This is a genomic window from Wandonia haliotis (genome assembly GCF_039523435.1).
Classification (GTDB): domain Bacteria; phylum Bacteroidota; class Bacteroidia; order Flavobacteriales_D; family Crocinitomicaceae; genus Wandonia; species Wandonia haliotis.
Genome location: NZ_BAAAFH010000011.1, coordinates 150304 through 177106, shown reverse-complemented (window position 1 = coordinate 177106; position 26803 = coordinate 150304). Strand labels below are relative to the sequence as shown.

Genomic DNA, 26803 nt, shown 5'->3' with positions numbered 1-26803 from the left:
CACTTGTAGCAACAGAGGGGAATCCCTGCTTTTTTTACCAGCAGACAAAAGGATGGAGTAAATGAAGATCAGGAAACAGCTCCTTTTGCCGCCAGATAGGCCGTTGTCCAGGCTGCCTGAAAATTAAACCCACCAGTTATACCATCGATATCCAGAATTTCACCTGCAAAATGTAATCCTGGAATGATCTTACTCTCCATATTACTAACGTTCACATGCGATAAGTCAACTCCACCAGCAGTCACAAACTCTTCTTTGAAGGTAGTTTTCCCGGAAACAGGATACTCATCATTCATCAATCCGTTTACCAATCGGTTGAATTCTTTTTTATTCAGTTCTTTCCAGGCTTTTTCTTTATTGACTTGGAATTTATCCAGAAGAAAACTCCAAAGTCGCTGTGTCAAACCAAAAACACCGAATTTATCCAGTTTTTTATTCGCATTTTGCTCTGCGCAGTATTTCAATTCGGTTCGGATCTCTTCTTCATTTTTAATTCCGGTCCAATTCACGGTTACTTTGAATTCGTAACCAACTTCCTCCAACACTCTTGCTCCCCAGGCTGATAGTGCAAGAATAGCCGGACCACTCATACCCCAGTGAGTAATTAATAAGGGGCCTTCTGCTGTTAATTTAGTTCCCGGAATTTTAGTTATTGCATGTTTCACAACACTTCCCTGCAACTCTGTTATCGGATTTCCGGGCATATTAAAGGTAAAGAGAGAAGGAACCGGATCAATCACCGGTTGATTGAGTTCTTCCAACCACAATAAATGGCTCTTTTTGGGAGCTCCTCCGGTACAGATGATCACTTTATCGAAAAACAAGTTTGCATTTTCTGCTATAAGCGTAAAACCACCGTTGGAAACCTGTTCTATTTTATCCAGCCTGAAGTTCTTCTTTACTTCAATATTCAACCGGTTACACTCATTAAGAAAGCAATCTATGATCGACTGAGAGTCCTGTGATACCGGGAAAATACAACCATCTTCCTGAGCAACCAAAGGAACACCTCTCTCTTCAAAAAAACGAATAGTATCTGTCGTAGAAAAATTCCGAAATGCTTTCTTCAGTTGACGTTCTCCACGAGGGTATTTTGTCGCCAGTTTTACCGGATCTGATTCCACATTGGTTACATTACACCTTCCTCCTCCCGAAATTTTAACTTTTGCTAAAACTTTTGAGGTTTTCTCCAAAATGGTAACATCTGTTTCCGGATTCAGTAACTTACACTGTATTGCAGCAAAAAAACCTGCTGCACCTCCACCTATAATTCCAATTTTACACATAAAAAAAGTCCGCCTAATAAGACGGACTCAAAACTACAAAAAGTATCACTTACAATAACGGAATCTCTATTGTAATATCAACTTGAGAATCTTCTCGTTTCTTTTTCTCCATAATTCCGTAATCTGCCGAATTAATGGTCGAAGTAAAAATCAACTTCCCTTCTTTCACGGACATTTTAAATAATTCCTCCCGTGGGGTATCTTTAATCGTTAATTTACCTCTAACCGTATAGCTTTCCCCTTCCTTTTTCACCTCAACTGCTCGAAACCGAATCTCAGGAAATTTTTCTGCATGAAAAAAATCAGAAGAAGCCAGATGCTTATCCCGCATTTTATTTCCGGTATTAATTGTACCTGCTTTTACACTTCCTGATATTTCAGCAGAAGAAGGAGTTGACGGATCGAATTTTATGGTTCCTTCAAAACCACTGAGCGTTCCATCTACTTTATCCCCATGAAAATAGAAAGCAACTTTGGCCTGAGTCGCATCAATTTTTAATTGCTGTGCGTAACCTGTCCCTATTAACAGAACAGCTACAATCAATGATAATATTTGTCTCATTCTTTTCTTTTTGAACAATATACAACAAATTTCAATCCAAAAAAAAGCGGATTCTTTTCCGAACCCGCTTTTTTAACGATACTACTAATTAGTTTTTCAACGCATCCATTCTTTTCTTGTACTCAAGTGCTTTTGCACTATCTCCAAGTTTTCTGTATAATTGGAAAAGCGTATTCATTACATCCACATTCTGAGGATTCAACTCTAATGATCTTTCAAGATGAGGAATTGCTTTCTTATAATTCTCTTCCGATTCTTTTTTCAATGCTTCATAATCAGGATCACCTAACTTCATTTTAGAAGCTTCTTCAAATTGAGCTGCAGCCAGGTTAACGTAGTGTGCTCCCAATGAGTATACTGCATCTTCATACTTAGGATCAATCTGAATCGCTTTCTCGAATGATTTTACTGCTTCTTCATTTTTCCCTAACTGATCGTACACGGTACCAATTGCAAAATACAATTGCTTGTTTTCCGGATCTTTTGCAATCGCATCGTTCAAACTTTTCTCAGCTACTTCATTATCTCCTGAGCTAAGTGCTATATTCACCATCTGGATGATCAAATCCTGATCGTTCGGGAATTTTTCACGGGCTGTTTTTACATAAGCCAAAGCTTCGTCGTTTTTACCCTGCTCGCGCAAAGCGTTAGATGCTAATGTATATGATCCTGGTACATTGTATCCTACCTGAGCCGCTTTATCATAATATTCGAAAGCTTTCTCGAAGTTCTTACTTCGATCTGCAGCCAAAGCCATATTATAAATAGCCAACGAGTCCGTTTGTCCGATTACATCCATCATTACAACAGATGTTTCGAACAATTCCATTGCCTGTTCAAATTTTTGTTCCTGGAATTGTTTCACTCCTTCACGAATCGACTGCTCACGCACCATAAAAGCCATCGTTTTGATATCGTCACGGTAGCGCCCTTTTGAATCCAATTCGTAGGATTTTTTCAATGCATCAATACCTTTTTGTGCATTTTCTTCTGTTGCCAGCTCTTTTAGCTCTGCATCATCACTCATCAATCCCAACATAGAAAGCCCAAGATAAATTTTACCCTGGTAGAAAAGAGTTTTTACACTTTCTTTCGTATCCGGATGTTCGACAGCTTCATCAATCCAGTTTTTAGCTGAAAGAAGCGATTTTTTTGCTCCATCCAAATCCTGCGACATCAAAGCCTTTTCATACGATTGATAATCCATAGCAGCATTGGTCTCATTTTTTTTCTGAGCAAATGCACCTGTTGTAATCATCATGGCCGTCAAAATTACGGCTGAATATTTAACTATTTTCATAATTTACAATTTAACCTTATTCTTCTACACTGTTGTTATCATCAACAATAGTGCCATTATCATTCATTTCTCCGCCGTTCTCTTCGTCATACATGTCTTCTTCCTCATCCGAACGTGGAACTTTTGCAACAGCAGCTATACTTTCTTTTCCTTTCAGGTTGATCAGTTTTACTCCCTGTGCTGTACGTCCCATAACACGAATATCAGCCACATGCATTCGAATCGCCATTCCGGACTGTGTGATAATCATCAAATCATCCTCATCCGTTACGGTTTTGATTGCTGTTAACGGACCAGTCTTATCTGTAACATTTAATGTTTTCACACCTTTACCACCCCGGTTCGTAATACGATATACAGGCTCTCCATCTTCAGGATCGTTCAGGTATGATCGTTTACCGTAGCCATTTTCGGAGACTACCAGAATCGTTTCTGAGTTTTCCTGGATACAAATCATTCCGATTACTTCATCAGTTTCTGAAATGTTAACTCCTCTCACTCCGGAAGCCGTTCTACCCATTGGTCGTACAGTTGATTCATTGAAGCGAATTGCTCGACCTGATTTTACAGCAAGAATAATTTCGTTTGAACCGTTGGTCAATTTTGCTTCTAACAACTCATCGTCTTCGCGAATGTTGATTGCATTAATACCATTTGTTCGAGGACGAGAGTATGCCTCCAAAGAAGTTTTCTTAATAACCCCTCTCTTTGTACACATAACAATAAAGTTATTTTCCACGTACTCCTGATCTTTCAGATCATTTACATTGATGTACGCTTTTACTTTATCATCCTGCTCAATATTTATGAGGTTCTGAATTGCACGTCCTTTGGAAGTCTTATTTCCTTCAGGAATTTCAAATACCCGCATCCAGAAACAACGTCCTTTTTCTGTAAAGACCAACAAGTAGTTATGATTAGTAGCTACAAAAAGATGCTCCAGGAAGTCTTTATCTCTTGTCGTAGAACCTTTTGATCCCACTCCACCTCTGTTCTGAACTTTGTATTCAGCAAGATTGGTACGTTTAATATATCCGGCGTGTGAAATAGTAACGACCACTTCCTCATCAGGGATAAGGTCCTCTATTCTCATTTCACTCGCTGAGTACTCTATTACCGAACGTCTTTCGTCACCATACTTTTCTTTTATGTAGGCTAACTCATCTTTAATAATCTCCATTCTTCGTTCTTCACGATCAAGAATATCCTTGAGATCTTTGATGATTTCCAACAATTCATTGTACTCAGCACGTAATTTATCCTGTTCAAGTCCTGTCAACTGACGAAGACGCATATCAACAATTGCTCTCGCCTGAAGATCCGATAATTCAAACCTTGTCATCAGGTTTTCTCTCGCCTCATCAGGAGACTTGGAAGCCCGGATAATAGCAATAACTTCGTCGATATTATCCGAAGCAATAATAAGTCCTTCCAGAATATGTGCGCGGTCTTCAGCTTTTTTCAGTTCAAAACGAGTACGGCGAATCACCACCTCATGACGGAACTCAACAAAATAATGAATCAATTCTTTCAAATTCAACAATCTAGGGCGTCCGTCTACCAAACAAATATTATTGATAGAGAAAGAAGTCTGTAGTTGCGTATACTTAAATAACTTGTTAAGTACAACGTTTGGAATTGCATCGCGTTTCAATTCATAAACCACACGCATTCCGTTACGGTCAGATTCATCACGAATATCAGAAATACCGTCAATCTTCTTATCATTAATCAGATCGGCTGTTTTCTTAATCATCTCAGCCTTATTCACCAAATAAGGAATCTCATTGACAATGATATATGATCTACCGTTTTCTTCTTCTTCAATAGTAGCTTTCGCACGCATCACAACACGTCCACGACCTGTTTCAAATGCATCTTTTACTCCTTCATATCCATAAATAATACCTCCGGTAGGGAAATCAGGAGCTTTCACATACTGCATCAATTCAGCGATTTCAATATCACGATTATCAATATATGCAATAGTAGCATCAACTACCTCAGACAAGTTGTGAGGCGCCATATTTGTCGCCATACCTACAGCAATACCCGAAGCTCCGTTTACAAGAAGGTTGGGAACTTTAGTAGGAAGAACAGAAGGCTCCTGAAGGGATTCGTCAAAATTTGGACGAAAATCTACCGTATCTTTATCCAGATCCGATAACATTTCTTCAGCGACTTTTCGCAACCGGGCTTCTGTATAACGCATTGCTGCCGGGCTGTCACCATCCACAGAACCAAAGTTACCCTGTCCGTCCACCAATGGATAGCGCAAAGACCATTGCTGTGCCATACGAACCATTGTATCATATACTGAAGAGTCACCATGAGGGTGGTATTTACCCAACACTTCCCCTACAATTCTTGCTGATTTCTTATGCGCTCTGTTCGAATAAACTCCAAGGTCCTGCATTCCATACAAAACCCTTCTGTGAACCGGCTTAAAACCATCCCGAACATCAGGAAGCGCCCGTGAAACAATTACCGACATCGAATAATCGATGTAAGCCGATTTCATTTCATCCTCAATGTTAATCTGTATTATTCTTTCTCCATCTGCCATTTTGACATCATTTTAGATTTGCATGGAAATTGTTTGCTATTCCATAAAGTTTCGAAAATACACAAAAGATAGCTACAAAAACCAAACGCAACGGCATTTTATAAACAAAATTCTGTTGAAAATTGCATCTGTTTTTTTCGGTTTTTGAGAAACTAAATTATATTTTTGGTAAACTGAGTGTACTGTGTTTTATCGGGAACTCAAAAATGACAGGTAAATTATGGAAGCAAAATTTTCTCCCCGCGTCAAAGATGTGATTTCTTTCAGTAGAGAGGAAGCTTTACGCATCGGAAACGATTTTATAGGGGTTGAGCATATATTATTAGGGATGATTCGCGAGGGCGAAGGTCTTGGAATACGTCTTATTAAGGAATTTAATGTGGACCTTGGGGCATTACGCAAAGAATTGGAAAGTACGTTGTTAAAAACAGCAAAGCCAACCAATACTTCAATGACAAATATTCCATTGGTTAAACAAGCTGAACGGGTTCTGAAGATTACTTATCTGGAGGCTAAATTGTTTAAAAGCCCGCTTATCGGAACAGAGCACTTGCTATTGTCAATATTGAAAGATGAGAACAACCTCGCCTGCCGTTTATTGAACAGGTATGGCGTTTTATATGAAAATGTTAAAGACGAACTTGAACTTATGTTAGAAGAAGGAAAATTACCTAAGTCCGAATTTCCCGGAGCTTCGGATGAAGACCCACAGGAAGGCGGCGGATACGGTACCCCCGGGCAACGTAAAGGAACAGACTCAAAATCCAAAACTCCTGTATTGGATAATTTCGGTCGCGACCTTACTAAAATGGCCGAAATGGGGAAACTTGATCCGATTGTCGGACGTGAAAAAGAAATTGAACGTGTTAGCCAGATTTTATCACGACGGAAAAAGAATAATCCTATCCTGATCGGAGAACCAGGTGTTGGTAAAAGTGCTATTGCCGAAGGTCTTGCACTACGTATTGTTCAGCGAAAAGTATCCCGTGTACTTTTTAACAAACGCGTTGTTTCGTTAGATCTTGCCTCTCTTGTGGCAGGAACTAAATACAGAGGACAATTCGAGGAGAGAATGAAAGCCGTAATGAGTGAGATTGAAAAATCTCCGGATATTATTCTTTTCATTGATGAAATCCATACGATCATCGGAGCTGGTGGAGCAAGTGGTTCTCTGGATGCTTCCAATATGTTTAAACCTGCTTTGGCAAGGGGTGAACTGCAAGCAATCGGAGCCACAACATTGGACGAGTATCGCCAGTATATTGAGAAAGACGGTGCTTTGGAACGACGTTTCCAAAAAGTAATGGTTGAACCCACGACGATTGAAGAAACCATCCTGATTCTTAATAATATTAAGGAACGTTACGAAGAGCACCATAATGTTACTTACTCTCCGGAAGCGATCGAGATGTGTGTCAAATTGACGGATCGTTACATTTCGGATCGTCACTTGCCTGACAAGGCGATTGATGCACTGGATGAAGTGGGATCACGCGTCCATATCACCAACATTAATGTTCCTAAAGAAATCATTGATATCGAAGCAGATATTGAGAAGATCAAGGAAGAAAAGAATAATGTTATCAAAAGTCAGCAGTATGAAAAAGCGGCTGAATTACGTGATACGGAAAGAAAACTACAGGAGAAACTGGAAGAAGCCAAAACCAAGTGGGAAGAGGAATCCAAATCTCACCGTATTCAGGTAACTGAAGAGCATGTTGCTGAAGTCGTATCCATGATGACAGGAATTCCTCTACAACGTGTTGCTCAATCCGAAAGCGGAAAACTGGTTACGATGGCAGAGGAATTACACAAACGCGTTATCGGTCAGTCCGAAGCCGTGCAAAAGGTGGTTCGTGCGATTCAGCGAAACCGTGCCGGACTTAAGGACCCGAATAAACCCATCGGATCGTTCTTCTTCCTTGGACCAACAGGAGTGGGAAAAACGCAGTTAGCCAAAGAACTTGCCAAGTATCTTTTTGATACCGAGGAAGCTCTTATTCGAATAGATATGTCTGAGTATATGGAGAAGTTCTCGATTTCCAGACTGGTTGGAGCGCCTCCCGGATACGTCGGATACGAAGAAGGAGGACAATTAACGGAAAAAGTGCGTCGTAAGCCCTACTCTATCATTCTTCTTGATGAAATAGAGAAAGCACATCCGGATGTCTTCAATTTGTTGTTACAGGTTTTGGATGACGGACACATGACAGATGGATTGGGAAGAAAAGTTGACTTTAAGAATACGATTCTTATTATGACTTCCAATATCGGTGCCCGTCAACTTCAGGATTTTGGAACAGGAGTTGGATTCGGAACAAAAGCAAAACAGGATCAGGAAGAAGAAGCACAAAAAGGTGTGATTCAGAATGCTCTCAGAAAAGCATTTTCTCCTGAATTCCTAAACCGTATTGATGACATGATTCTGTTCAAGTCGCTTACACGTGAAGACATTCATAAAATTATTGATATTGAAATCAACAAACTATACGGTCGTATTAACAATCTTGGTTATGACATGACCATGACCGAGAAAGCTAAAGATTTCATTGTAGATAAAGGGTATGATGAAAAATTCGGAGCCAGACCATTGAAGCGGGCCATTCAGAAATATATTGAAGATCCTTTGGCAGAAGAGATTATCAAAGCCAATCTACAGGAAGGTGATTCGATTAAAATTGACCTTGGTGAAAATGGTGAGGAATTGAAAATCGATATTGAAAAGAATAAAAAACCGAAAAAAACAAAGAAAGAAGAGGAAGAGTAAAACCTTCTTCCTTTCCGGTTGATGTATAAAAAAACGCTGTTTCCTCGGAAACAGTGTTTTTTGTTATAGATAATCTCTCTTTTCTATCCCTTTACGGAGCTACAATCCTCATCCATTCAGCACAGGCTATTGCACCAACTGTTCCAACAAAGTATCCAAACACTGCCATGATAACTCCTACAGTAGTTAATGACGAGTGGAATGCTCCTGCTACAACCGGAGCTGAAGCAGCTCCTCCAACATTTGCCTGACTACCTACTGCCAGGAAGAAATACGGAGCACGGATTAACTTGGCAACCAATACCAGTATCCCGACATGAATTGCCATCCAGACTAATCCAACCAGGATAAGCAGTTTATTTTCAAAAATACGTGTAATATCCATTTTCATTCCGATCGTTACCACAAGAATGTAAATAAAAATCGATCCTATTTTTGACGCTCCTACTCCTTCCAGATTTCTTGCTTTTGTAAACGAAAGAATAAACCCGAAAACAGTTGCCAAAACAACCAACCAGAAAAAATAATTGGCCAATGTATCCTGTTCCGGTGTTTCCGTCCTACTGGCAAAAAAATCTGATAAATAGCCTGCTGAAAAGTGTGCGATAGCGACTATTCCGAATACCAGTCCGGCCATAATCATATAATCTTTTACTCCCGCTTGTCGGGAAACGGATTTCTGGAAAGCATCCATCTTATGTACCAACTCATCAATCGCTGTATTATCTGCTTTCAACCATTTATCCAGTTTTTTACGCTTCTCAATTCCGAAAAGAACCAAAGCCATCCAAATATTTGCCACAACAATATCCACAGTAATCATAGCCCCATATAAAGACTCTTTGTATTTGTAGATTTCGAACATAGCTGTTTGATTGGCACCACCACCGATCCAACTTCCTGCCAACGTCGCCAACCCTCTCCAGGTAGCTTCATTACCTTCTCCACCAACAGTCTCCGGACTAAAAATAGAGAACAACCAGACAGCTCCTACTCCACCCAAAATGATTCCAACTGTTCCTGCGACAAACATTATAAGACTTTTCGGTCCAAGATTAATTAAGCCCTTCAAATCGATACTCAAGGTCATTAAAATCAAACTGGCCGGCAATAAATAATCTCTTGCCATCGGATACAGACGAGAATGTTCAGACGAAATCAATCCGAATGTTGTCAGTATCGCAGGAATAAAATAACAAAGGAATAATGCCGGAATGATTGTGTAAAAACGCGTCCAGAAACGGCTGTTCGACTTTGACGAAGTATAAAAAATAGCAGCAAGTACCAAAAATAAAATACCAAATACCACTCTGTCATCTTTAAAAACAGGTTCCTCCGGTTTTTTCTCAAGCATTGTCAACTTAAGTCCTCCTGAACTAACATCTTCAAATTTAGCTGATTCACCATTAATGATCGGGGTCAGATTTAACTTCAGGACTTCTCCTACACCCGGGTTTTTAATCAGGATATCTTCTACATTTGTCAGAGAAAAAACAGTATCATTGAGTTGGAGCTCTATTACTTCCGATGAAGAGAGAATCCTTCTGTGCTGGTCATTAAAATTGAGAAGAATTGCCTTTCTGCTTTCGACCAATTTTACATTTCCTCCATTAAAATTCACAAAAGCCAGTGTATCTGAAACTTCTGATGGAATTCTCTCTGAAAAAACAATAACAGAATCTTTTCCATCTGTTAATAAACGATCCGTCTGAGCAGATGAAAAACCTGCTAACACAAGAAATACAGATAAGAAAAAAGTAATTTTTATCTTCATAATTAATCTGAATTAAAAGGGTCCGATTATACAAGCTATAATACGAAGGTCAAAGTCTTCACCTTCCTCAACAGTAAATAGTATGTCGCTCAAAAATGTTGAGTCTCCCCGGTATATTTTTCCTTTGTTATAGGTGAACAATATATCCCCGGAATAAGTGCTGTTTCCGGCATAAATTTTATTTTCTCTGATCGTATAAACCAAATCATTGGAAAAACTACTTCTTCCAATAAAAATTTCGTTGTCCCGAATCGTATAAGCGCAATCATCAGTATATCTTCCGGAACCAACATACAATTGATTATCTATAATCGTGTAAGATAAAGCTCCTCCTGAATACCTGTTTCCATGATAAATTTCATTTGAATACACAGACCAGATTACTTCGTTCTGAAAACTCTGCTGTCCTTTGAACAGAAAAGTTTGAGAAAATGAATGATTCTCCGATACCATAAAGGCAGCGACCATACTAATCACTATGCTTTGCAAAAATTTCATCACGATTGCGAAGATAGGGTTTCTGCCTTAAATGTTCAGAATGCAATGATGATATTCGTATATTTACTGAAAATTGTATCATGAGATTTGTTGCTTTTCTCATCCTCTTTTCTCTTTTTTCTTCCTGCAAAAAGGATGTGATTGAATTCACTATTGAAGGAACTATATCGGACAGTTCATTGGGAGGAGGACTTCAAAGCGGAACCATTAAGTTGTTTAAAATCCCCGCAGGTGGAGGGCTCCCAGATTTGGTAACTTCTGTAACAAGTGATGCTACCGGAAAGTATAGCATTACCTTTCAACGGGATAAATCGGAAGAGTACCGCATTGTATTTGAAAAAAGTGACTATTTTTCGGAAGAGTTTACCATCTATTTTTCGCAGCTATCTACTAATGAAGCATACGTGCACAATTTTTCGGTAGAGGCTCGCTCCGAGATTAAATGGATTATCCGGAACGTTAATCCGCAGAACACAGCCGATCAGGTTACTATTCAGAAATTAAACGGCAGAACAGATTGTGAAGATTGCTGTCCGATTACCTCATACGAATACACGGGTTCTGTTTATAATGATACACTAAGCTGCGCAGTTGCCGGGAATAAATATGTGCGATTTTATATCGTAAACCTGGCCACTGAAATACATCTCGATTCTGTATTATGTCCCTCTTTTGGAGTAGCGGAATATGTGGTGGAATTTTAAAGGGTTAATTTCCTATTCATCGTCTTCCTCTTCGTCATCAAGTTCGTTCCGTAGAATCTGACGAAGTTGACGATTATACGTTTCCATCAGGTACTTAAAATAATTCGCTGTACTCTTGGAAATACACTTCGTATATTGTTTCAGTCGGTGTTCAACGTGCTCCTGTAGAAATTCCTGTAATTCCAATCCGTCATAAAAGTTGGTTACGGCTTTAATAATCGCATCGGCATGGTTTCGAACGCTTAACTCAACTGCATCTTTTCCTTTTTGACCGTTGTCGATGCACTCATAATACGTATCCTTCATAGAAAAAGCATTCAAAAACTCTTCATCAATCTTGTTACGTAAGTGTGGAGGAAATTCGTACTCTACTTCGAACTGAATATCATCCTCTTCAGACAATCTTGATTCCAGAAAGCGATCCGGGAATTTGAATGCGTCCTGCCAATTGATGTAGTCTTGCCACAAACCAAAACGACGAACATTGTTCCCCAAATCAATTAGCTTGAAACGATCTTTATTAGGTAACTTTCGTGAACCTCTACCAATCATCTGGTGATACAATGTCAACGAACGGGTAGCACGATTCAGTATAATCGTTTCAACCGTCGGTTCATCAAAACCAGTCGTAAGAATTCCAACAGAAGATAAAATTGCGTCTTTTGTATACTTGAACCACTCCAGAATATCTTTCCTGTCTTTATCACTAAAAGTACTATCCAGGTGACGGATCGGGTAACCACGCTTCTTAAATGTTTCGTATACACGCACAGAAGTTTCAATACCACTGTTGAAAATAAGTGTTTTAGTCCCTACTGCCACTTCTTCGTAAGCAAACAACAGCTTTTCCTGCATAAAATAGTTTCCGTACACCAGTTCGGAACTACTTACCGTAAAATCACCATTTGATCCTATTTTCAAACCATGTAGATTGACATCGTACGTATAGGTATCAGCATCAGCAAGATATCCTCCCTGGATAAGTGAAAGTATGCTCTCTCCCACCAATAACTTATCATAGTTATCATTCAGAGGTAACGCCTTATTCGAACTTAACGGAGTTGCGGTTACACCAAGAATATTGGCTCCTTCATAAAACTGGAAAATTTTACGAAAGCTGTTATTATGCGCCTCATCCACAATTACCAACCCGATATCTTCTATAAAGTTATCGTTTTCATTCAGACGATTATTCAGTGTCTCAACCATCGCAATAAAGCACATGTACTCATCCTGATCCGGTAGTTCTTTTACTTCACTGTTTATGATTTTATTATTCACCCGTATAGCGGACAGCTGCTTACTTGTCTGAACAGATAACTCTATCCGGTGGGTAAGAATCAATACTTTTTTGCCCCAGTGTTCAATATAACGGCGGGTAATTTCGGAAAAGATAACCGTTTTCCCCCCTCCTGTAGGCAACTGATACAACAGATTATAATTCGCACCATTCTCCTTTAAGTCATCAACAATCGTATTAACGGCTTTCTCCTGAAACGGGTATAACTTTTTGGCTACGAATAATTCTGTATCGATCATGTGTTTGCAAAAATTGGGCTACAAAAGTACGGTTCTTTTCTTGTTTTCCCTTGATTTGACAGGTTTTTTTTCGAAAAAACTATTGGACAGAGTCTTACAAATATCTTGTATCCCCAAAACACTTATCTAGCCTGTAAACTCTCGACATGTTCACCGTCTGCTACCTCGATTCCGGGCAACTCTAATCCCAGCATTTCTTTGATGCGCAGAATTTCCGGATATTGTCGGGCTGTAATACGGTGTTCAAACACCCGGTTTCCTACTACCTGATACTCAATAAAAGTGCGATCATCCAGGATTTTAAAATAAGAAGAACCGTTTGAATAACGTCGATATTGGGGAAAGTCCATATTTTTGTAAGAATTCAGAAACCGAAGGTAACAAATGTATAGCAACAAAAAGCACGAAGAAGCAATCGTTTTACTGAAAAACGGAAAACCGGAAGAAGCATTGATTCTTTTAAATTACTGTTTGGAGGAAGATCCTCACAATCCGGTTCTATTATGTGAGAGAGGAACTGTTTTTCTTCACCTGAATAAAAAAAAGGAGTCTCTCGCTGATATGAATAAGGCTGTCGAACTCGACCCGGAATATTCCTACAGATACTCCAGCCGGGCGTATGTTCGCGATTTTTTTGGTGATACGGAAGGAGCGATTACAGATTATGAAATCGCTGTTAAATTAGATCCCGAAGATGCTGTTGCGTTGAATAACCTGGGACTTCTCATGGAGAAACTGGGGTATATGGAAGCAGCCAAACGAAATTTTGCACAAGCGGATTCACTTGTAAGAAACGAACCTTCCTTCAAACAGAGACTCAGTGAACTGGAAGACGGAGAACCTGTAAATCATCCGGAAGGAGTTGAATTGCAACCCAGAAAACAGGAAACCAATGAACACAACCGGAATACACCTTCTCTTTTCAAAACCATGTTGGGCGTTTTTACCAGTAAAAAAGGGTTTTCCGAATTCATGAACTTTCTACGAAACGGATTTAAAATTAACGAAAATGACGAAAGCGGAAAAAGCTGAATATATTATTGAAGAATTGGAGAAGTTGTACCCGGAAACTCCTATTCCTCTTGATCACAAAGATCCTTACACGTTGTTAATCGCTGTTCTTTTGTCTGCGCAATGTACAGATGCCCGGGTCAACCAGATCACTCCCATTCTGTTTAAACGTGCCGACAATCCGTTTGATATGGTCAAATTATCCGTGGATGAAATAAAGGAGATTATCCGTCCCTGCGGGCTTTCTCCCCGAAAATCGCAGGCAATCTATACCCTATCACAAATTTTGATAGACAAATACGATGGTGAAGTTCCTGAAAACATGGATTTATTGGAAGAGCTCCCCGGAGTGGGACACAAAACGGCTTCAGTTGTCATGTCACAGGCATTTGGTGTTCCTGCTTTTCCTGTTGATACACATATTCATCGTCTGCTAACACGTTGGGGAATGACCAACGGAAAAAATGTGGAGCAAACAGAAAAAGATGCTAAAAAATGGTTTCCAAAAGAATTATGGAATAAATTACATCTACAGATCATCTACTATGGAAGGGAATACTCTCCTGCCCGGTCTCCCAAACTGGATGTAGATTTTATAACCGTAAAATTGGGAAGCAAAAAAGTCTTACAAGAATATAAATAATCTCTAGGTCCGATAAAACTTTTTAGAAAAGCGGGAGGTCTGTGAAGGATCTCCCGCTTTCACGTAATATGGTTTTGCAGAACTCAACCACCTAAATAAAAGTAGCTGCTTTTTAGTCGCTGATTTCTCTGATTTCTTGACTGCACACACGACTACGCCACTGCTCCGTACTACCATTCTTGGAAAGTGAAACAGACTTGCGGTATATTCAAACCCTTTTGGGACACAGCAGTAATACAGCAATAGAACTAGACATAACGATCATATTTTCAGATATTCAAAACATTCAATATACATTTGATTCATTATCTTAGCTGGACAGTGGCTATATAAGATATAACAACCACACGGTATATATACGCTAGTTGGCAGTAATAAAAATAACATGAATACAATCGATTTTCATAAAACAACTACAAAAGAACTTCTTGCTATTAAAGATAGGGTTAGACTTCTTATTTCGCACTGGGGCGAAGATGGAAGGTATCAAGAGGCTGTTCTTAAAGGTGTTATTAAAAGGTTTCTTCCAGAGCGGTACGCAATTGCATCAGGCTTTGTTATTCAACAGACGAATGTGAGAGGCCAACATAAAGCAAGTAAACAAATAGACATTATTATATACGATACAAACTTTCCTGTACTTTTCAAGGAAGGTGATTTTGCAATTGTTACAGCTGATTCAGTTCAAGCGATTATAGAAGTAAAAGCAAATATTAAAAATCAGGGTACAGAAAAAGTAGTTAGAAAAGCTAATGAAATAGGTCAATTTGTATATAATGCGAGAACTAACAATGAAAAACCGCTATTTAATGGAGTCTTTTCATACAAAGGCTATGAAAGACTAAAAATCAATAATAGTGATGCTGTACAAAATGCTATTAGAAATGCTGAAGACTCCATAAATAATGATGTAAATAAAGATAGTTTTAAGGTCAATCATATCAGTTTCAATAAAGATAAATTCTACAAATTTTGGAATCAAAATGATCCTTCAGATGGAGGGTACTTATATGATATTGACGACCTGTCATTTTCATTTTTGATTTCAAATCTAATTGCACACCTGAAATCCGACACTGTATTTGCAAACAACCGACTATGGTTTCCAGTTGACAAAAATCTGAAATCCCAAAGAATTTAGAAATTAATGAATCCCGTTTACTTAGATACACATATACATACTTCTGATGACCCTAATAACCTTAATGAAGGTTATGACTTGGACTTATTAGTTGAAAAAATCCATGAGTTTAATGGAAAATCAGAGTTTTTGATTTCAATTACTGATCACAATGTAGTAAACAAACCTGTTTACCTTAACGCTGTTGATAAGGGCATCAATTTGATTCTTGGAGTTGAATTACATATTAAAAATTACCCTGAAAGACCAGCCTATCATTGTCACATTTATTTTGACCTAGAAGAAATCAATGGGGATATCATTGATGATATTAACAAAAGATTGGATCAATTATATCCAAATAAAGTTGTAGAAAAACTTGACCCAAATATCCCTTCAATTCAAGACGTAATTAACAAGTTCGATTCATATGAATTCATGCTATTACCACATGGTGGACAATCTCATGCTACCTTCAATACATCCATATCGAAAGAAACAAAATTAGATAGTACATTAGAGAAAAGTGTTTATTATAATCATTTTGAAGGTTTTACAGCAAGAGGTGATAATGGATTAGAGAAAACTCAAGAGTATTTCAAAAAACTTGGAATTAATGATTTTGTAAATCTTGTAACATGCAGTGACAACTATAATCCATCTATTTATCCAAACGGAAAAGACAAACAACCATTCAATCCAACTTGGATGCTTGCAAAACCGACTTTTAATGGTCTTCGACTTTCTTTATCGGAGAGATCAAGATTAATTTACTCGCCTACCAAACCTAAATACTTTTCAGAGAATATACAATCAGTTAACCATAGCAGAGAAAATATTGAGATTGATGTCGAGTTTTCATCAGGACTTAATGTCATAATTGGAGGTTCATCTAGTGGTAAAACATTATTAGTAGAATCGATAGTTAAATCTTTGAATAACAACACAGAAGAATCAGTTTATGACCAATATGAAATTGATAAAATAAATATTGTCAATCCTTCTGGAATGACTCCCCACTATCTATCTCAAAATTACATAATGAGTGTTGTTAATAATATCAGTGAGGATAAAATCGAAAATATTGATATTATCAAACGGGTATTTCCTGGTGATGATGAAATTAAAAAGAGCATCAATAATGGCTTAAGAGGTTTCAAATCAAACATTCAGGAATTAATTAAAAATGTCAAAATTATTGAAGAGGAAAGCAAAACATTGCTTACTATTCCAATAATATCTAGACTTATAACTCGTGACAATTTAGAAACGAATATTTATAACAATCTTCAACCTACTGAATTAGAATTAGAAAAAATACAGTTTTCAAAAGGTGAATATGACGAATTTATTCAAAGTCTTGATGACATTGATAAATTTCTAAGTGGATTTCCATTCATTCAACATGACTCAGATAGCATTCAAGTTTTAAAATCTGAATTAACAAGTGCTCTAAAAATATCTAAAAAGGAAAAATTGGTTAGATCTATATTGGAGCAAAACCAAGAGGATTACAATCGACTATTAAAGCATAGTAATCAAGAAGAACAATCGAAAAGCCAAAACTTTGTCAAACTTAAAGAGTCCCTAAAAAAGTACGTTAGAGCTTATCGTAAATTTCACAAAACTTTAAATATTATTGCTACTTACTCTTTAAATTTTGATTCAGAGGAAATTGAATCAATGGGACATAAGCTATATATCGAAAATGATTTTGTTCTCAATAAAGAGAAGTTTGTAGAGTCTCTTAATCGTTATTTGAAAACAAAAGTTTCAGATTTCAAATCTCTCACACCTGAACTACTTTTTGAATCAAATTTCATGAAAAGAAAACCAAAGGTTTATGATTATGATGATTTTGAAAATAAAATATACTCAAGTTTTGAGGAATTGAATAAAAAGAAATATAAAATAATCACCAAAGATGGAAGAGAGTTTGATAAGTTAAGCCCAGGATGGAAAACTTCAGTTATACTAGACATTATTCTAGGGTATGACAAAGACAGTGCTCCAATAATTATTGATCAACCTGAGGATAATCTAGCTACCAATTATATTAACAAAGGATTAGTTGAAGCAGTAAAAAAAATAAAGATGAAGAAGCAGATTATCCTTGTCTCACATAATGCAACGATTCCTATGCTCGCAGATGCTCAAAACGTTATACTTTGCAGAAATCAAAGCAATAAACTAATTATCAAGTCTAGTCCTTTAGAAGGTCACATAGAAGGAATTCCAGTAGTAGATCATATTGCTGCAATAACTGATGGAGGTAAATCTTCGATAAAAAAGAGGGTGAAAAAATATAACCTTAAAAAATTTAGTGAAGCATGAAATTAATATTCAACAAAGAAGAAAACAATGAAATTACTGTAAAGATTCAATAAGGTACTGTTGCTATAGACTTCACTTATTCAGAAATGATTAAGCAGTTGCTTCAAAATAATTCTGTTGAAGATACAGAGTTCAAAAATATGACAGAGGAAGAAGAAGAAAGTTTAAAGAAAATGCTCAATGAAGTTTCCGAAATTTTTGATGAGGAAGAACCTGAAGAAGTAGAAGAAGAAAAATAAAAATACTACTGCCAACAAAACCTATACGCAATGCCCTGCGGGACACTGCGCATAGCTAAAACGTTATGGGCAATGAAAATAAACGCACCAGAATAATAGACAAACCATTATAAAATATGCAAGATTTTCTAAGAAAAGCTAATGAAATTGTTGATTCATACGAAAGTGAAGAAAAAAAAGAAGGAAACAATTTTAATCTTTTTTCAATTCTTGATAGAGAAACTCATGAAGAGAAAACTCACTCTGCATTAATTGCTGAATTATTAAATCCTCAAGGTTCGCACGGTCAAGGCGATAAATTTATAAATCTTTTTATTAGTCTTTTAGCTCAAAAAAAGAAAGAATCTGCATTTTGGAAAGATGCAATTATTCCTAATCAGTTAAATAAACTTCAAGTATATACAGAGCGAAACATTGGAAAATATAGAAAGCAAGAATGTAGATTAGACATCTTACTATTAAATCGTGAATGGCAAATAATAATTGAAAATAAGTTCAATGCAAAACAGGGAAAAGAGCAATTGGAACGTTATTTAGATTATTTAAAAGAAGATAAAAATAGAAAAACCTTACTTATTTATCTCACAAAAATCGGAGACAATTATAAAAGTAAAGAACTAACTAATGGTTCTGACTATTTTTGCTTAACATATAAAAATGACATTTTAACTTGGTTGGAAAAATGTAAAGAAGTTTGTTTAAGCATTCCAATTATTGAACAATCTTTGGCTCAATATATAAACCTGATAAAAAGAGAAACATTCCAAACTGTTAATTACAAAATGAAAAACGAAATCCAAGAATTAATTTTAGATAATGGAATAAAAGGTGCTTCCGAGATAGTTAAGAATTACGAAAACGCACTAATTTCAATAATAAACGATTTACAAGAAAACATTATAGCAAAATTAAGTTCTATACCAGATTTACAAAATATTAGGATTCAAAAAGACCCTTTTTTTAGTATTTTTATTACTGTCAAAAATAGAACGATTGGAATTGAAGCCTTTAATATTGAGAAGAAAACCCACAGAAAAAATTCATTATTCATTGGAGAATTAGATTTTAACAAAAAAAATGACAAACAAAATCTTGTTCACACATTTTGGTTGAAAAAATCAATTGAAACAATTTGGGATGAAAACCAAAAAATTGAGAGATTTAATGAATATGGGAAATACAAAGAAAATCGAGAAAAAATTGTAAACGAATTAGTTGAATACATTGTAGATTATATAACAAGAAAAACAAAAGATTAAAATTATAAATCACAGCCCATAACAATGGCTCATAGGCAATAGCGGGTAAATGCTCAATTCGGAGTTTTGTAGCCCGCTCAAACTGCATAGCGGTTTGACTAGAAAGTGCCACGCAATCTGCCACTACTCATACAATTTACCGTTGTGCGTCATATTAAAACCAAACCAAAAATGAAGATTTTACTTTTATCATTATTGACAATTTTAACAGTTTCTTGTAATTCCCAAGAGAGGAAAAACGGGACTGTCGAAATTGAGAAAAAAAACGAACAAATTGGACAATATGTAATAGAAACATTTCAAGACTCAAAAGGAAATCTTTGGTTTGGAACTTTAGAAAAAGGAGTTGCTAAATATAATGGGAGTAATTTGACTTACATAACTACAAAAGACGGATTGCCAAGCAATCGAGTTACAAACGTCATTGAAGATGAATCTGGTAATTTATGGTTTGGAACAGGGGCAGGAATATCAAAATTTGACGGAAAAACGTTTACTAATTATTCAGAAAAAGACGGACTTTGTAGTAATACGATAAGCAATCTGTATATTGACAGTAAAGGAAATTTTTGGATTGGAACTTGGGGCGGAGTTTGTACATTCGACGGAAATCAATTTCAAAATTTCCCAATTCCTTATCCGAAAATTGAAACCAAAATCAATCCGGACACCAAAGATTGGATAACCTCAATCACTGAAGATACTAAAGGGAATATTTGGTTCGGAAGAGACGGTTACGGAGCAAGTAAATTTGACGGAAATTCGTTTGTTTATTTCACTACAAAAGAAGGGTTGAACTCGAATAATGTTCAAACCATAGTAGAAGATAAAAAAGGAAACATTTGGATTGGAACAAGAGTAGCAGAAAAAGACAATGCAGACACCGCCAAGCGTATAGGGAATGGCGGTTTAAACAAGTATGATGGAAATATAATCGTTCAATTCCCTAATATCAATGGATTGGACAAAAGTGATGTTTTCACAATTTACAAAGACAACTCAACCAATTTATGGATTAGTTCAACAAGCAACGGAGTTTACAATTATAAAAACAATGAGTTCATAAATTATGAAGTTCCAACTTCTACAATGAGTTTTTTGAAAGACAAAAAAGGAAATATTTGGTTAGGCTGTGCAGGTGGATTATATAAAATTGACAAAGACGGAAAAACAATAAATGTAACGACAAATGGACCTTGGAATTAAAAAAAATACTGCACACAACAATGGTAACCGTTGCACAACCCTCCCAAAATCAAAAAAATGATTGATTTTAAGCCTTTTTAAGAGCCTTCCATTTTTCATTTGGTAAAAGTTTACCAAAAATCAGGGTTGCTTAGATGAAGTCTATAAAGGTTGTATTTTATGTTTTTGATGATACAAAAACCGTAAATCCAACACCTCTGAAAGGTGGCGATAGAAATTACCCTTCGGAATCCTTGAACTCAACGAAAATGAAGTAAACAATTTCTCCTGCTAATGCTTTTTTCCTTGCATATACTAAGGTAATTATTCAAAGCTATCATTTATCCAGTTTATTTATATCTTTATCAACACGCTGGGTTGTGCAACAGGCACAATTACTATAAGTAATTGCTTGTTCTCCCCTACTTCTATAAAATGAAAATAAGCCTCCATCTTATTTTCATTTCATTAGATTAATAAAAATATAAATCCACATATTTGCATTATTAACAAATTTCGAAACTATGGATTTACAAGATTTCATTTCAGGAAAGTAAATCAAACAGATAGAATACAAATCATTCTCTCCTGAAAAAATTAATCACGAATGGATCGTTTCAACCCCCGAAGTAAATAAATTACTCGCAGAAGCAAATCGGTTGATAGGAGAGTTAAACGCATTCTCTCAAATAATTCCTGATGTTGACTTTTTCATTACAATGCATATTCTTAAAGAGGCTACAACATCAAGTAGAATTGAAGGAACCAAAACTAACATGGAAGAAGCTCTTGTGAAAGAAGAAGACATTACTCCTGAAAAGAGAGATGACTGGGCTGAAGTTCAGAATTACATAAAAGCAATTAATACCTCTATTGAAGAATTAGAAAAGCTTCCTATTTCAAACAGGTTAATTAAAAACACACATAGAACACTTTTATCTGGTGTTAGAGGAAAGCATAAAATCCCTGGCGAATTTCGAACAAGTCAAAACTGGATTGGAGCTACACTAAAAGACGCAATTTTCATACCCCCTCATCATTCTGAAGTGATAGAATTAATGAGTGATTTAGAAAAGTTTATTAATGAGGAGGAATATCACGTCCCTCATCTAATCAAAATAGCTATTGTACATTATCAATTTGAAACAATCCACCCGTTCCTTGACGGAAATGGTAGATTAGGAAGATTACTTATTACTCTCTATTTGGTAAGTAATAATGTATTAAAGAAACCATCTCTTTACTTGTCTGACTTTTTTGAAAAAAACAAAGGCTACTACTATGACAACTTAATGACGGTTCGTTTAACAAGTAATCTGACTCAATGGATCAAATTCTTCTTAGTTGGTGTAATAGAAACATCAAAAGAATCCATCCAAGTATTTAAAGATATTATTGCTTTAAAAACAGATATTGAGACTAAACGATTACCAACACTAGGAAGCAAAGTAGAAAAAGCACAATTGTTATTAAAACAACTATTTCAAGTTCCCATTACAGATTCCAAACAAGTCTCAGAGCTCTTACAGATTTCTCCTTCAACAGCCAACAGGCTCATTAAAGATTTAATTGAACTTAACATCTTATCTGAACTAACTGGTTATAAACAAAATAGAAAATATATGTTTCGAGAATATTTCATAGAGAACTAGAAAATAAAAACTAAAGACGACAATGAACCGTGGTAAAATCCAAGAAAATAATCAATTATTTTTTAAAAGCACAGGATTTACACTTCGGTAATTTTCATCATAATAATTACTATTTATTCATAACATAAGATTTGAAGAACGAGACTACTTGAATTCAACAACCTTAAAACAGACTTTGTGTCCAATGAACCGTTCGAATTTAAAGTAGAAAAGAGAGGGGACTTTCAATGTTGACGGAGTTGATCCTCGTATATAAGGGAGCCTTATTCCTCTCTTTCGTTCTTTGAATTAATACTATACAAGTTAATGATTGTAAACTTAGGTTTTGTATAGTGCATATCCTAAGGGATACGCACCATACACAAACCATTATGCTCAATAAAATAGATAGCAAAATGAACAGAAGAAGAAAACATCTGCCACATTAGCGATAATAAATTACCGTAAAATTGGGAAGCAAAAAAGTCTTACAGGAATATAAATGATATATTTGATACGTATAATACGTTAATTTACAATCCCTGCAACATTGTAAGTACGTGATTAAAGAAACATGAAAAGTAGTTATTTAGTCTTCTTACTTTGTTTGCTTAGTTTACTGCTAAAGTTTTTCATAGCATCCAACGAGAGCTTTCTTCACATATGGGACGAACAGTTTCATGCTCTGGTAGCAAAAAACATGTCTGAGCAGCCCTTCACACCGATGTTATTCCCTTCCATTGACGGTATAACAAATACTACTAACTGGAATTACTCCCATATTTGGCTACATAAACAGCCTTTTTTCCTTTGGTTGATGGCACTTTCCATCAAACTATTCGGTTCTACTGCCTTTGCTGTTCGAATTCCCTCTATTCTATTGAATTCGTTTGCTATATTCGGTGGGTATAGACTTGGTAAGAACTTATCAGGTAATTTCACAGGTCTTACACTTGCTGTACTTCTATCTACTTCGTTTATCGCCAATAATCTGTCTACCGGACAGGAAACAACAGATCATAATGACGCCATATTTGTCAGTTTGGTACTTATTTCTTTTTGGTTGCTTTCCGAATACTGGTTTAACGACAAAAAAAAGACGATGTATTGCATCGGAATAATTGCCGGAATGGCCGTACTGACCAAGTGGTTAACCGGACTAATCGTATTCCTCCCCTGGTTTCTTCTTATTGTACAAAAAGGAATTACCGCACAACGCGTTAAGCACATTATTACAGCATTCATCATTACCTTACTTATCGTATTACCCTGGCAATTGTACTGTTATTATCAGTTTCCGTCCGAGTATGTACACGAAATACAACTGAATCAACTTCACTTCTCCTCTGTTGTGGAAGGACATGGTGGTGACTCCTGGTATTATCTTAAAAACTTACGGCACCAATATCTGAAAATTCAATTTCCCGCTGTATTTATAGTATGGCTTGGTTTACTCCTTTTCTTTCTAATTAAAGAAAAAGATAATTCCCGACGAATATTTGTTTCTATACCGATACTGGCTGTATTTCTTTTCTTTTCAATCGCCCAAACGAAAATGCCACTGTTTACTTTTATGGTCTTCTTTCTACTATACTACCTACTGGCGTTTTTCATATCAGAACTCAGAAAATCGATCCAACAACGCTTCTCTCCTATCATTACCCGGATAATTCTGGGGCTTGTTCTTCTTTTCGTCTCCTTTCACAACCTTAGACTTCAGGAATTCAGAAATATACATTTTCCGAAAACATCCGTAGAACATCAGTACTATTTCAACCAAAATAAACAACAGTATGATCAGATTATGGAAATCGAACAATTAGCATTTTCTGAAAAATCGTCCATTTTCTTCAATACCCCCAAACACCTCCACCCTTCCTATACCTTTTTCACCGGAGTTCCCTCCTTTGATTTTATTCCGGACGAACCGGTAATATACAACCTGATTACAGAAGGTTACCAACCGATCATCTTATTTGAACAGGAAGCTTTTAACAAAGAAGAAATGAGTCAACAATACACAATTTTACACAAACTCTCAAACGGTTCTCTGTTGACAACTCCGGTCATTCGTGAATAAATTACCTTGTCTTTTCTCCCGAAATACGGGAAAACCCTTTATTTTTGCCAATCGTGTTTTAACAATTTGAAAAGAATTTGTTAAACCGATTAGTAGTAGTAAATTAATAAAAACCAAATGAAGAATTTAAAAGCTTTCTTGTTATTGCTTACCATCACTTTCACAACCTTCCTGAAAGCTGATGAAGGTATGTGGCTTCCTTTCCTGTTAAACAGGAATTATGAGGACATGAAAAAACACGGTCTTAAATTGACCCCGGAGCAAATTTATGATATAAATAATGCTTCGTTGAAAGATGCTATTGTATCCTTTGGAGGATTCTGTACAGCAGAAGTAATCTCTGACAAAGGGTTATTATTAACCAATCACCACTGCGGATATGATGCTATCGCCGGAGCGTCTTCGGAAGAAAATAACTACCTGAAAAATGGTTTTTGGGCAAAATCATTGGATCAGGAGATTCCGATTCCAGGATTGACAGCAACATTTATCATCCGTATGGAGGATGTTACTGAAGCTATCTCAAAAGAACTGAACGAAAACATGTCGGTTCAGGAGCGCGCTATGAAAATCCGCGAAGTCTCTAAAATTCTTACTGACGAGGCTATTGAGGGAACCAATTACGAAGCTTTCGTGCGTGATTTTTACGAAGGAAACGAATTCTACCTTTTTGTAAAAGAAACCTACAAGGACGTTCGTTTGGTAGGAGCTCCTCCTTCGGACATCGGGAAATACGGTTATGATACAGACAACTGGGTATGGCCACGTCATACAGGTGACTTCTCTATGTTCCGTGTTTATGCAGATGGATCAAACAAGCCTGCTGAGTTTTCAGGAGAAAACAATCCTCTGACACCGAAACACTTCCTTCCTGTTTCTTTGAAAGGAGTTAATGAAGGAGATTTCGCTATGGTTATGGGGTTCCCTGGGTCTACTGATCGTTTCCTATCTTCTTTTGGTGTAAAGCAAGCCATTACACTGGATCAGCCAAAACGTGTTGAACTTCGCGCCAAGAAGCTTGAGATCATGAAAAAATACATGGATCAAAGCGAGGCTGTTCACCTGAAATATGCTTCAAAATATGCTCAGGTAGCAAATTACTGGAAATATTTCATCGGACAAACTGAGCAGTTGAAAAACAATAATGTTCAGGGGAAAAAAGAAGCATTAGAAGCAAAATTTGCGGCATTTGCAAAAGGAAAAGCTGAGTATGCAACTGTTCTTTCTGATATGGAAGAATCTTACAAAGTTTTAGACAACTATAATGCTTTCTCTGTATTTATCAATGAAGCAATTTTCTCTGTTGATGTCAACCTGTTTGCGTACCGTATGCTTGGACTTGGAAACGCTCTTGAAGAAGGAGATGCTGATATGATCAAAGCCAATGTGGCTAACATGAAAGAGCGCGGTGAAGCTTTCTTTGAAAAATTCAATGCTGATATTGAAGCTGAAATCATTGCTGAAATGTACAGCCGTTATTACAAAGAGCTACCTGAAGACCAGCAAGCAGCATATATTCTATCAGTAGGTAAAAAAGGAAAGGGAGACTTCTCTAAATTTGTCGCTAAGGTCAGAAAAACTTCTATGTTCTTCAACAAAGATAAATTTGACGCGTTTCTTGAAAACCCTACTAAAAAGGCATTAGATAAAGAACCTCTTTATCAGTTGGTTTCCTCTGTTCTTACATCCATTCGTGAAGTAAACAGTCGTGAAGAGCTAATGGTAGCACGCGAGAAACAAGACAAAGCCTACCGTCTTTTTGTAAAAGGACTTCGTGAAATGCAACCGGACAAAAAATTCTATCCGAATGCTAATTCTACGATGCGTTTGACCTACGGACAGGTACTTCCTTACGAACCTAAAGACGCTGTTTCGTATGATTATGTAACAACTATTGACGGAATATTTGAAAAAGAAATTCCTGGAAATTATGAATTTACCGTTCCTGAACGTCTTCGTACTTTATGGAAAAACAAAGATTACGGACAATATGCGGACAAAGACGGAAAATTGATCGTAAACTTCCTAACGAATAATGACATCACAGGTGGTAACTCAGGAAGCCCTGTAATTGATGCAGAAGGAAACCTTATTGGTACCGCTTTTGACGGAAACTGGGAAGCTATGAGTGGAGACATCTACTTTGAGCCAAATATTCAGCGAACTATTGTTTGTGATATTCGTTTTGTATTGTTCATCGTTGATAAATATGCCGGTGCAACCAACTTAATTGAAGAGATGAAAATCATCAAATAAGATAAAAGAGTTTGTAACTTTGAAACCGTCTCGAAAGGGACGGTTTTTT

At 36.7% G+C, this 26803-nt stretch carries 20 protein-coding genes; 12 read left to right on the top strand and 8 right to left on the bottom strand.

The window, feature by feature from the left end:
• Nucleotides 1-68 precede the first annotated feature (68 nt).
• The 4 genes from ABDZ97_RS08945 to gyrA all read right to left on the bottom strand — a co-directional run bounded on the left by ABDZ97_RS08945 (nt 69) and on the right by gyrA (nt 5714).
• Entirely contained in the window at nt 69-1286 is a 1218-nt protein-coding gene (locus ABDZ97_RS08945) for a BaiN/RdsA family NAD(P)/FAD-dependent oxidoreductase (protein ID WP_343786710.1), read from the bottom strand.
• Between the two features lie 49 nt (nt 1287-1335).
• Entirely contained in the window at nt 1336-1848 is a 513-nt protein-coding gene (locus ABDZ97_RS08940; RefSeq protein WP_343786708.1) for a YceI family protein, read from the bottom strand.
• A gap of 88 nt (nt 1849-1936) precedes the next feature.
• Nucleotides 1937-3148, bottom strand: a complete 1212-nt coding sequence (locus ABDZ97_RS08935) for a tetratricopeptide repeat protein (RefSeq protein ID WP_343786705.1) — start codon at nt 3146-3148, stop codon at nt 1937-1939.
• A 16-nt stretch (nt 3149-3164) separates the two neighbouring features.
• Nucleotides 3165-5714, bottom strand: a complete 2550-nt coding sequence (gyrA, locus tag ABDZ97_RS08930) for a DNA gyrase subunit A (protein ID WP_343786703.1) — start codon at nt 5712-5714, stop codon at nt 3165-3167.
• A gap of 220 nt (nt 5715-5934) precedes the next feature.
• Between gyrA and ABDZ97_RS08925 the strand changes: the two genes are divergently transcribed.
• A complete protein-coding gene (locus ABDZ97_RS08925; protein ID WP_343786701.1) occupies nt 5935-8481 on the top strand; it encodes an ATP-dependent Clp protease ATP-binding subunit in 2547 nt (848 codons plus the stop codon).
• A gap of 91 nt (nt 8482-8572) precedes the next feature.
• Here the strand turns inward: ABDZ97_RS08925 and ABDZ97_RS08920 are convergent, their stop codons facing one another.
• Together ABDZ97_RS08920 and ABDZ97_RS08915 are read right to left on the bottom strand one after the other, a co-directional pair.
• Nucleotides 8573-10255, bottom strand: a complete 1683-nt coding sequence (locus tag ABDZ97_RS08920; protein WP_343786699.1) for a DUF819 family protein — start codon at nt 10253-10255, stop codon at nt 8573-8575.
• A 12-nt stretch (nt 10256-10267) separates the two neighbouring features.
• The gene (locus ABDZ97_RS08915; protein WP_343788017.1) at nt 10268-10753 is read right to left on the bottom strand and encodes a hypothetical protein; all 486 of its coding nucleotides are present in this window, start codon (nt 10751-10753) and stop codon (nt 10268-10270) included.
• A gap of 80 nt (nt 10754-10833) precedes the next feature.
• Here ABDZ97_RS08915 and ABDZ97_RS08910 point away from each other — a divergent pair, with 80 nt between their 5' ends.
• Entirely contained in the window at nt 10834-11457 is a 624-nt protein-coding gene (locus ABDZ97_RS08910; RefSeq protein WP_343786697.1) for a peptidase associated/transthyretin-like domain-containing protein, read from the top strand.
• A 12-nt stretch (nt 11458-11469) separates the two neighbouring features.
• On the opposite strand, the gene ABDZ97_RS08905 is transcribed toward ABDZ97_RS08910, so the two are convergent.
• Together ABDZ97_RS08905 and ABDZ97_RS08900 are read right to left on the bottom strand one after the other, a co-directional pair.
• The gene (locus ABDZ97_RS08905; RefSeq protein WP_343786695.1) at nt 11470-12996 is read right to left on the bottom strand and encodes a DEAD/DEAH box helicase; all 1527 of its coding nucleotides are present in this window, start codon (nt 12994-12996) and stop codon (nt 11470-11472) included.
• Nucleotides 12997-13118: 122 nt separating this feature from the next.
• Entirely contained in the window at nt 13119-13346 is a 228-nt protein-coding gene (locus ABDZ97_RS08900; RefSeq protein ID WP_343786693.1) for a hypothetical protein, read from the bottom strand.
• A gap of 34 nt (nt 13347-13380) precedes the next feature.
• Between ABDZ97_RS08900 and ABDZ97_RS08895 the strand changes: the two genes are divergently transcribed.
• From ABDZ97_RS08895 to ABDZ97_RS08850, 10 genes are all read left to right on the top strand, one after another.
• The gene (locus ABDZ97_RS08895; RefSeq protein ID WP_343786691.1) at nt 13381-14028 is read left to right on the top strand and encodes a tetratricopeptide repeat protein; all 648 of its coding nucleotides are present in this window, start codon (nt 13381-13383) and stop codon (nt 14026-14028) included.
• Nucleotides 14006-14650, top strand: a complete 645-nt coding sequence (gene nth, locus ABDZ97_RS08890) for an endonuclease III (protein ID WP_343786689.1) — start codon at nt 14006-14008, stop codon at nt 14648-14650. The genes ABDZ97_RS08895 and nth overlap by 23 nt, the downstream gene beginning before the upstream one ends.
• A gap of 385 nt (nt 14651-15035) precedes the next feature.
• Complete coding sequence (locus tag ABDZ97_RS08885) at nt 15036-15791, top strand: DUF6602 domain-containing protein (RefSeq protein ID WP_343786687.1); 756 nt, start codon at nt 15036-15038, stop codon at nt 15789-15791.
• Between the two features lie 6 nt (nt 15792-15797).
• Nucleotides 15798-18104, top strand: a complete 2307-nt coding sequence (locus tag ABDZ97_RS08880) for a PHP domain-containing protein (RefSeq protein WP_343786685.1) — start codon at nt 15798-15800, stop codon at nt 18102-18104.
• An 86-nt stretch (nt 18105-18190) separates the two neighbouring features.
• Nucleotides 18191-18343: a hypothetical protein gene (locus tag ABDZ97_RS08875; protein WP_343786683.1), complete on the top strand. Its 153-nt coding sequence runs from the start codon at nt 18191-18193 to the stop codon at nt 18341-18343.
• 116 nt (nt 18344-18459) lie between these two features.
• The gene (locus tag ABDZ97_RS08870; RefSeq protein ID WP_343786681.1) at nt 18460-19602 is read left to right on the top strand and encodes a PDDEXK-like family protein; all 1143 of its coding nucleotides are present in this window, start codon (nt 18460-18462) and stop codon (nt 19600-19602) included.
• Between the two features lie 171 nt (nt 19603-19773).
• Entirely contained in the window at nt 19774-20808 is a 1035-nt protein-coding gene (locus tag ABDZ97_RS08865; protein ID WP_343786679.1) for a ligand-binding sensor domain-containing protein, read from the top strand.
• A gap of 536 nt (nt 20809-21344) precedes the next feature.
• Nucleotides 21345-22439, top strand: coding sequence for a Fic family protein (locus ABDZ97_RS08860; protein ID WP_343788015.1), 1095 nt, complete (start codon nt 21345-21347; stop codon nt 22437-22439).
• Between the two features lie 679 nt (nt 22440-23118).
• On the top strand, nt 23119-24498 hold the full coding sequence (locus ABDZ97_RS08855; protein ID WP_343786677.1) for an ArnT family glycosyltransferase: 1380 nt from the start codon (nt 23119-23121) through the stop codon (nt 24496-24498).
• A gap of 117 nt (nt 24499-24615) precedes the next feature.
• Complete coding sequence (locus ABDZ97_RS08850; protein WP_343786675.1) at nt 24616-26754, top strand: S46 family peptidase; 2139 nt, start codon at nt 24616-24618, stop codon at nt 26752-26754.
• Nucleotides 26755-26803 lie beyond the last annotated feature (49 nt).

What these genes read in the sequence shown, in the direction of transcription:
- ABDZ97_RS08945 (WP_343786710.1), bottom strand. Translation starts at nt 1,286, where the DNA reads ATGTGTAAAATTGGAATTATAGGTGGAGGTGCAGCAGGTTTTTTTGCT.
- ABDZ97_RS08940 (WP_343786708.1), bottom strand. Translation starts at nt 1,848, where the DNA reads ATGAGACAAATATTATCATTGATTGTAGCTGTTCTGTTAATAGGGACA.
- ABDZ97_RS08935 (WP_343786705.1), bottom strand. Translation starts at nt 3,148, where the DNA reads ATGAAAATAGTTAAATATTCAGCCGTAATTTTGACGGCCATGATGATT.
- gyrA (WP_343786703.1), bottom strand. Translation starts at nt 5,714, where the DNA reads ATGGCAGATGGAGAAAGAATAATACAGATTAACATTGAGGATGAAATG.
- ABDZ97_RS08925 (WP_343786701.1), top strand. Translation starts at nt 5,935, where the DNA reads ATGGAAGCAAAATTTTCTCCCCGCGTCAAAGATGTGATTTCTTTCAGT.
- ABDZ97_RS08920 (WP_343786699.1), bottom strand. Translation starts at nt 10,255, where the DNA reads ATGAAGATAAAAATTACTTTTTTCTTATCTGTATTTCTTGTGTTAGCA.
- ABDZ97_RS08915 (WP_343788017.1), bottom strand. Translation starts at nt 10,753, where the DNA reads ATGAAATTTTTGCAAAGCATAGTGATTAGTATGGTCGCTGCCTTTATG.
- ABDZ97_RS08910 (WP_343786697.1), top strand. Translation starts at nt 10,834, where the DNA reads ATGAGATTTGTTGCTTTTCTCATCCTCTTTTCTCTTTTTTCTTCCTGC.
- ABDZ97_RS08905 (WP_343786695.1), bottom strand. Translation starts at nt 12,996, where the DNA reads ATGATCGATACAGAATTATTCGTAGCCAAAAAGTTATACCCGTTTCAG.
- ABDZ97_RS08900 (WP_343786693.1), bottom strand. Translation starts at nt 13,346, where the DNA reads ATGGACTTTCCCCAATATCGACGTTATTCAAACGGTTCTTCTTATTTT.
- ABDZ97_RS08895 (WP_343786691.1), top strand. Translation starts at nt 13,381, where the DNA reads ATGTATAGCAACAAAAAGCACGAAGAAGCAATCGTTTTACTGAAAAAC.
- nth (WP_343786689.1), top strand. Translation starts at nt 14,006, where the DNA reads ATGACGAAAGCGGAAAAAGCTGAATATATTATTGAAGAATTGGAGAAG.
- ABDZ97_RS08885 (WP_343786687.1), top strand. Translation starts at nt 15,036, where the DNA reads ATGAATACAATCGATTTTCATAAAACAACTACAAAAGAACTTCTTGCT.
- ABDZ97_RS08880 (WP_343786685.1), top strand. Translation starts at nt 15,798, where the DNA reads ATGAATCCCGTTTACTTAGATACACATATACATACTTCTGATGACCCT.
- ABDZ97_RS08875 (WP_343786683.1), top strand. Translation starts at nt 18,191, where the DNA reads ATGATTAAGCAGTTGCTTCAAAATAATTCTGTTGAAGATACAGAGTTC.
- ABDZ97_RS08870 (WP_343786681.1), top strand. Translation starts at nt 18,460, where the DNA reads ATGCAAGATTTTCTAAGAAAAGCTAATGAAATTGTTGATTCATACGAA.
- ABDZ97_RS08865 (WP_343786679.1), top strand. Translation starts at nt 19,774, where the DNA reads ATGAAGATTTTACTTTTATCATTATTGACAATTTTAACAGTTTCTTGT.
- ABDZ97_RS08855 (WP_343786677.1), top strand. Translation starts at nt 23,119, where the DNA reads ATGTCTGAGCAGCCCTTCACACCGATGTTATTCCCTTCCATTGACGGT.
- ABDZ97_RS08850 (WP_343786675.1), top strand. Translation starts at nt 24,616, where the DNA reads ATGAAGAATTTAAAAGCTTTCTTGTTATTGCTTACCATCACTTTCACA.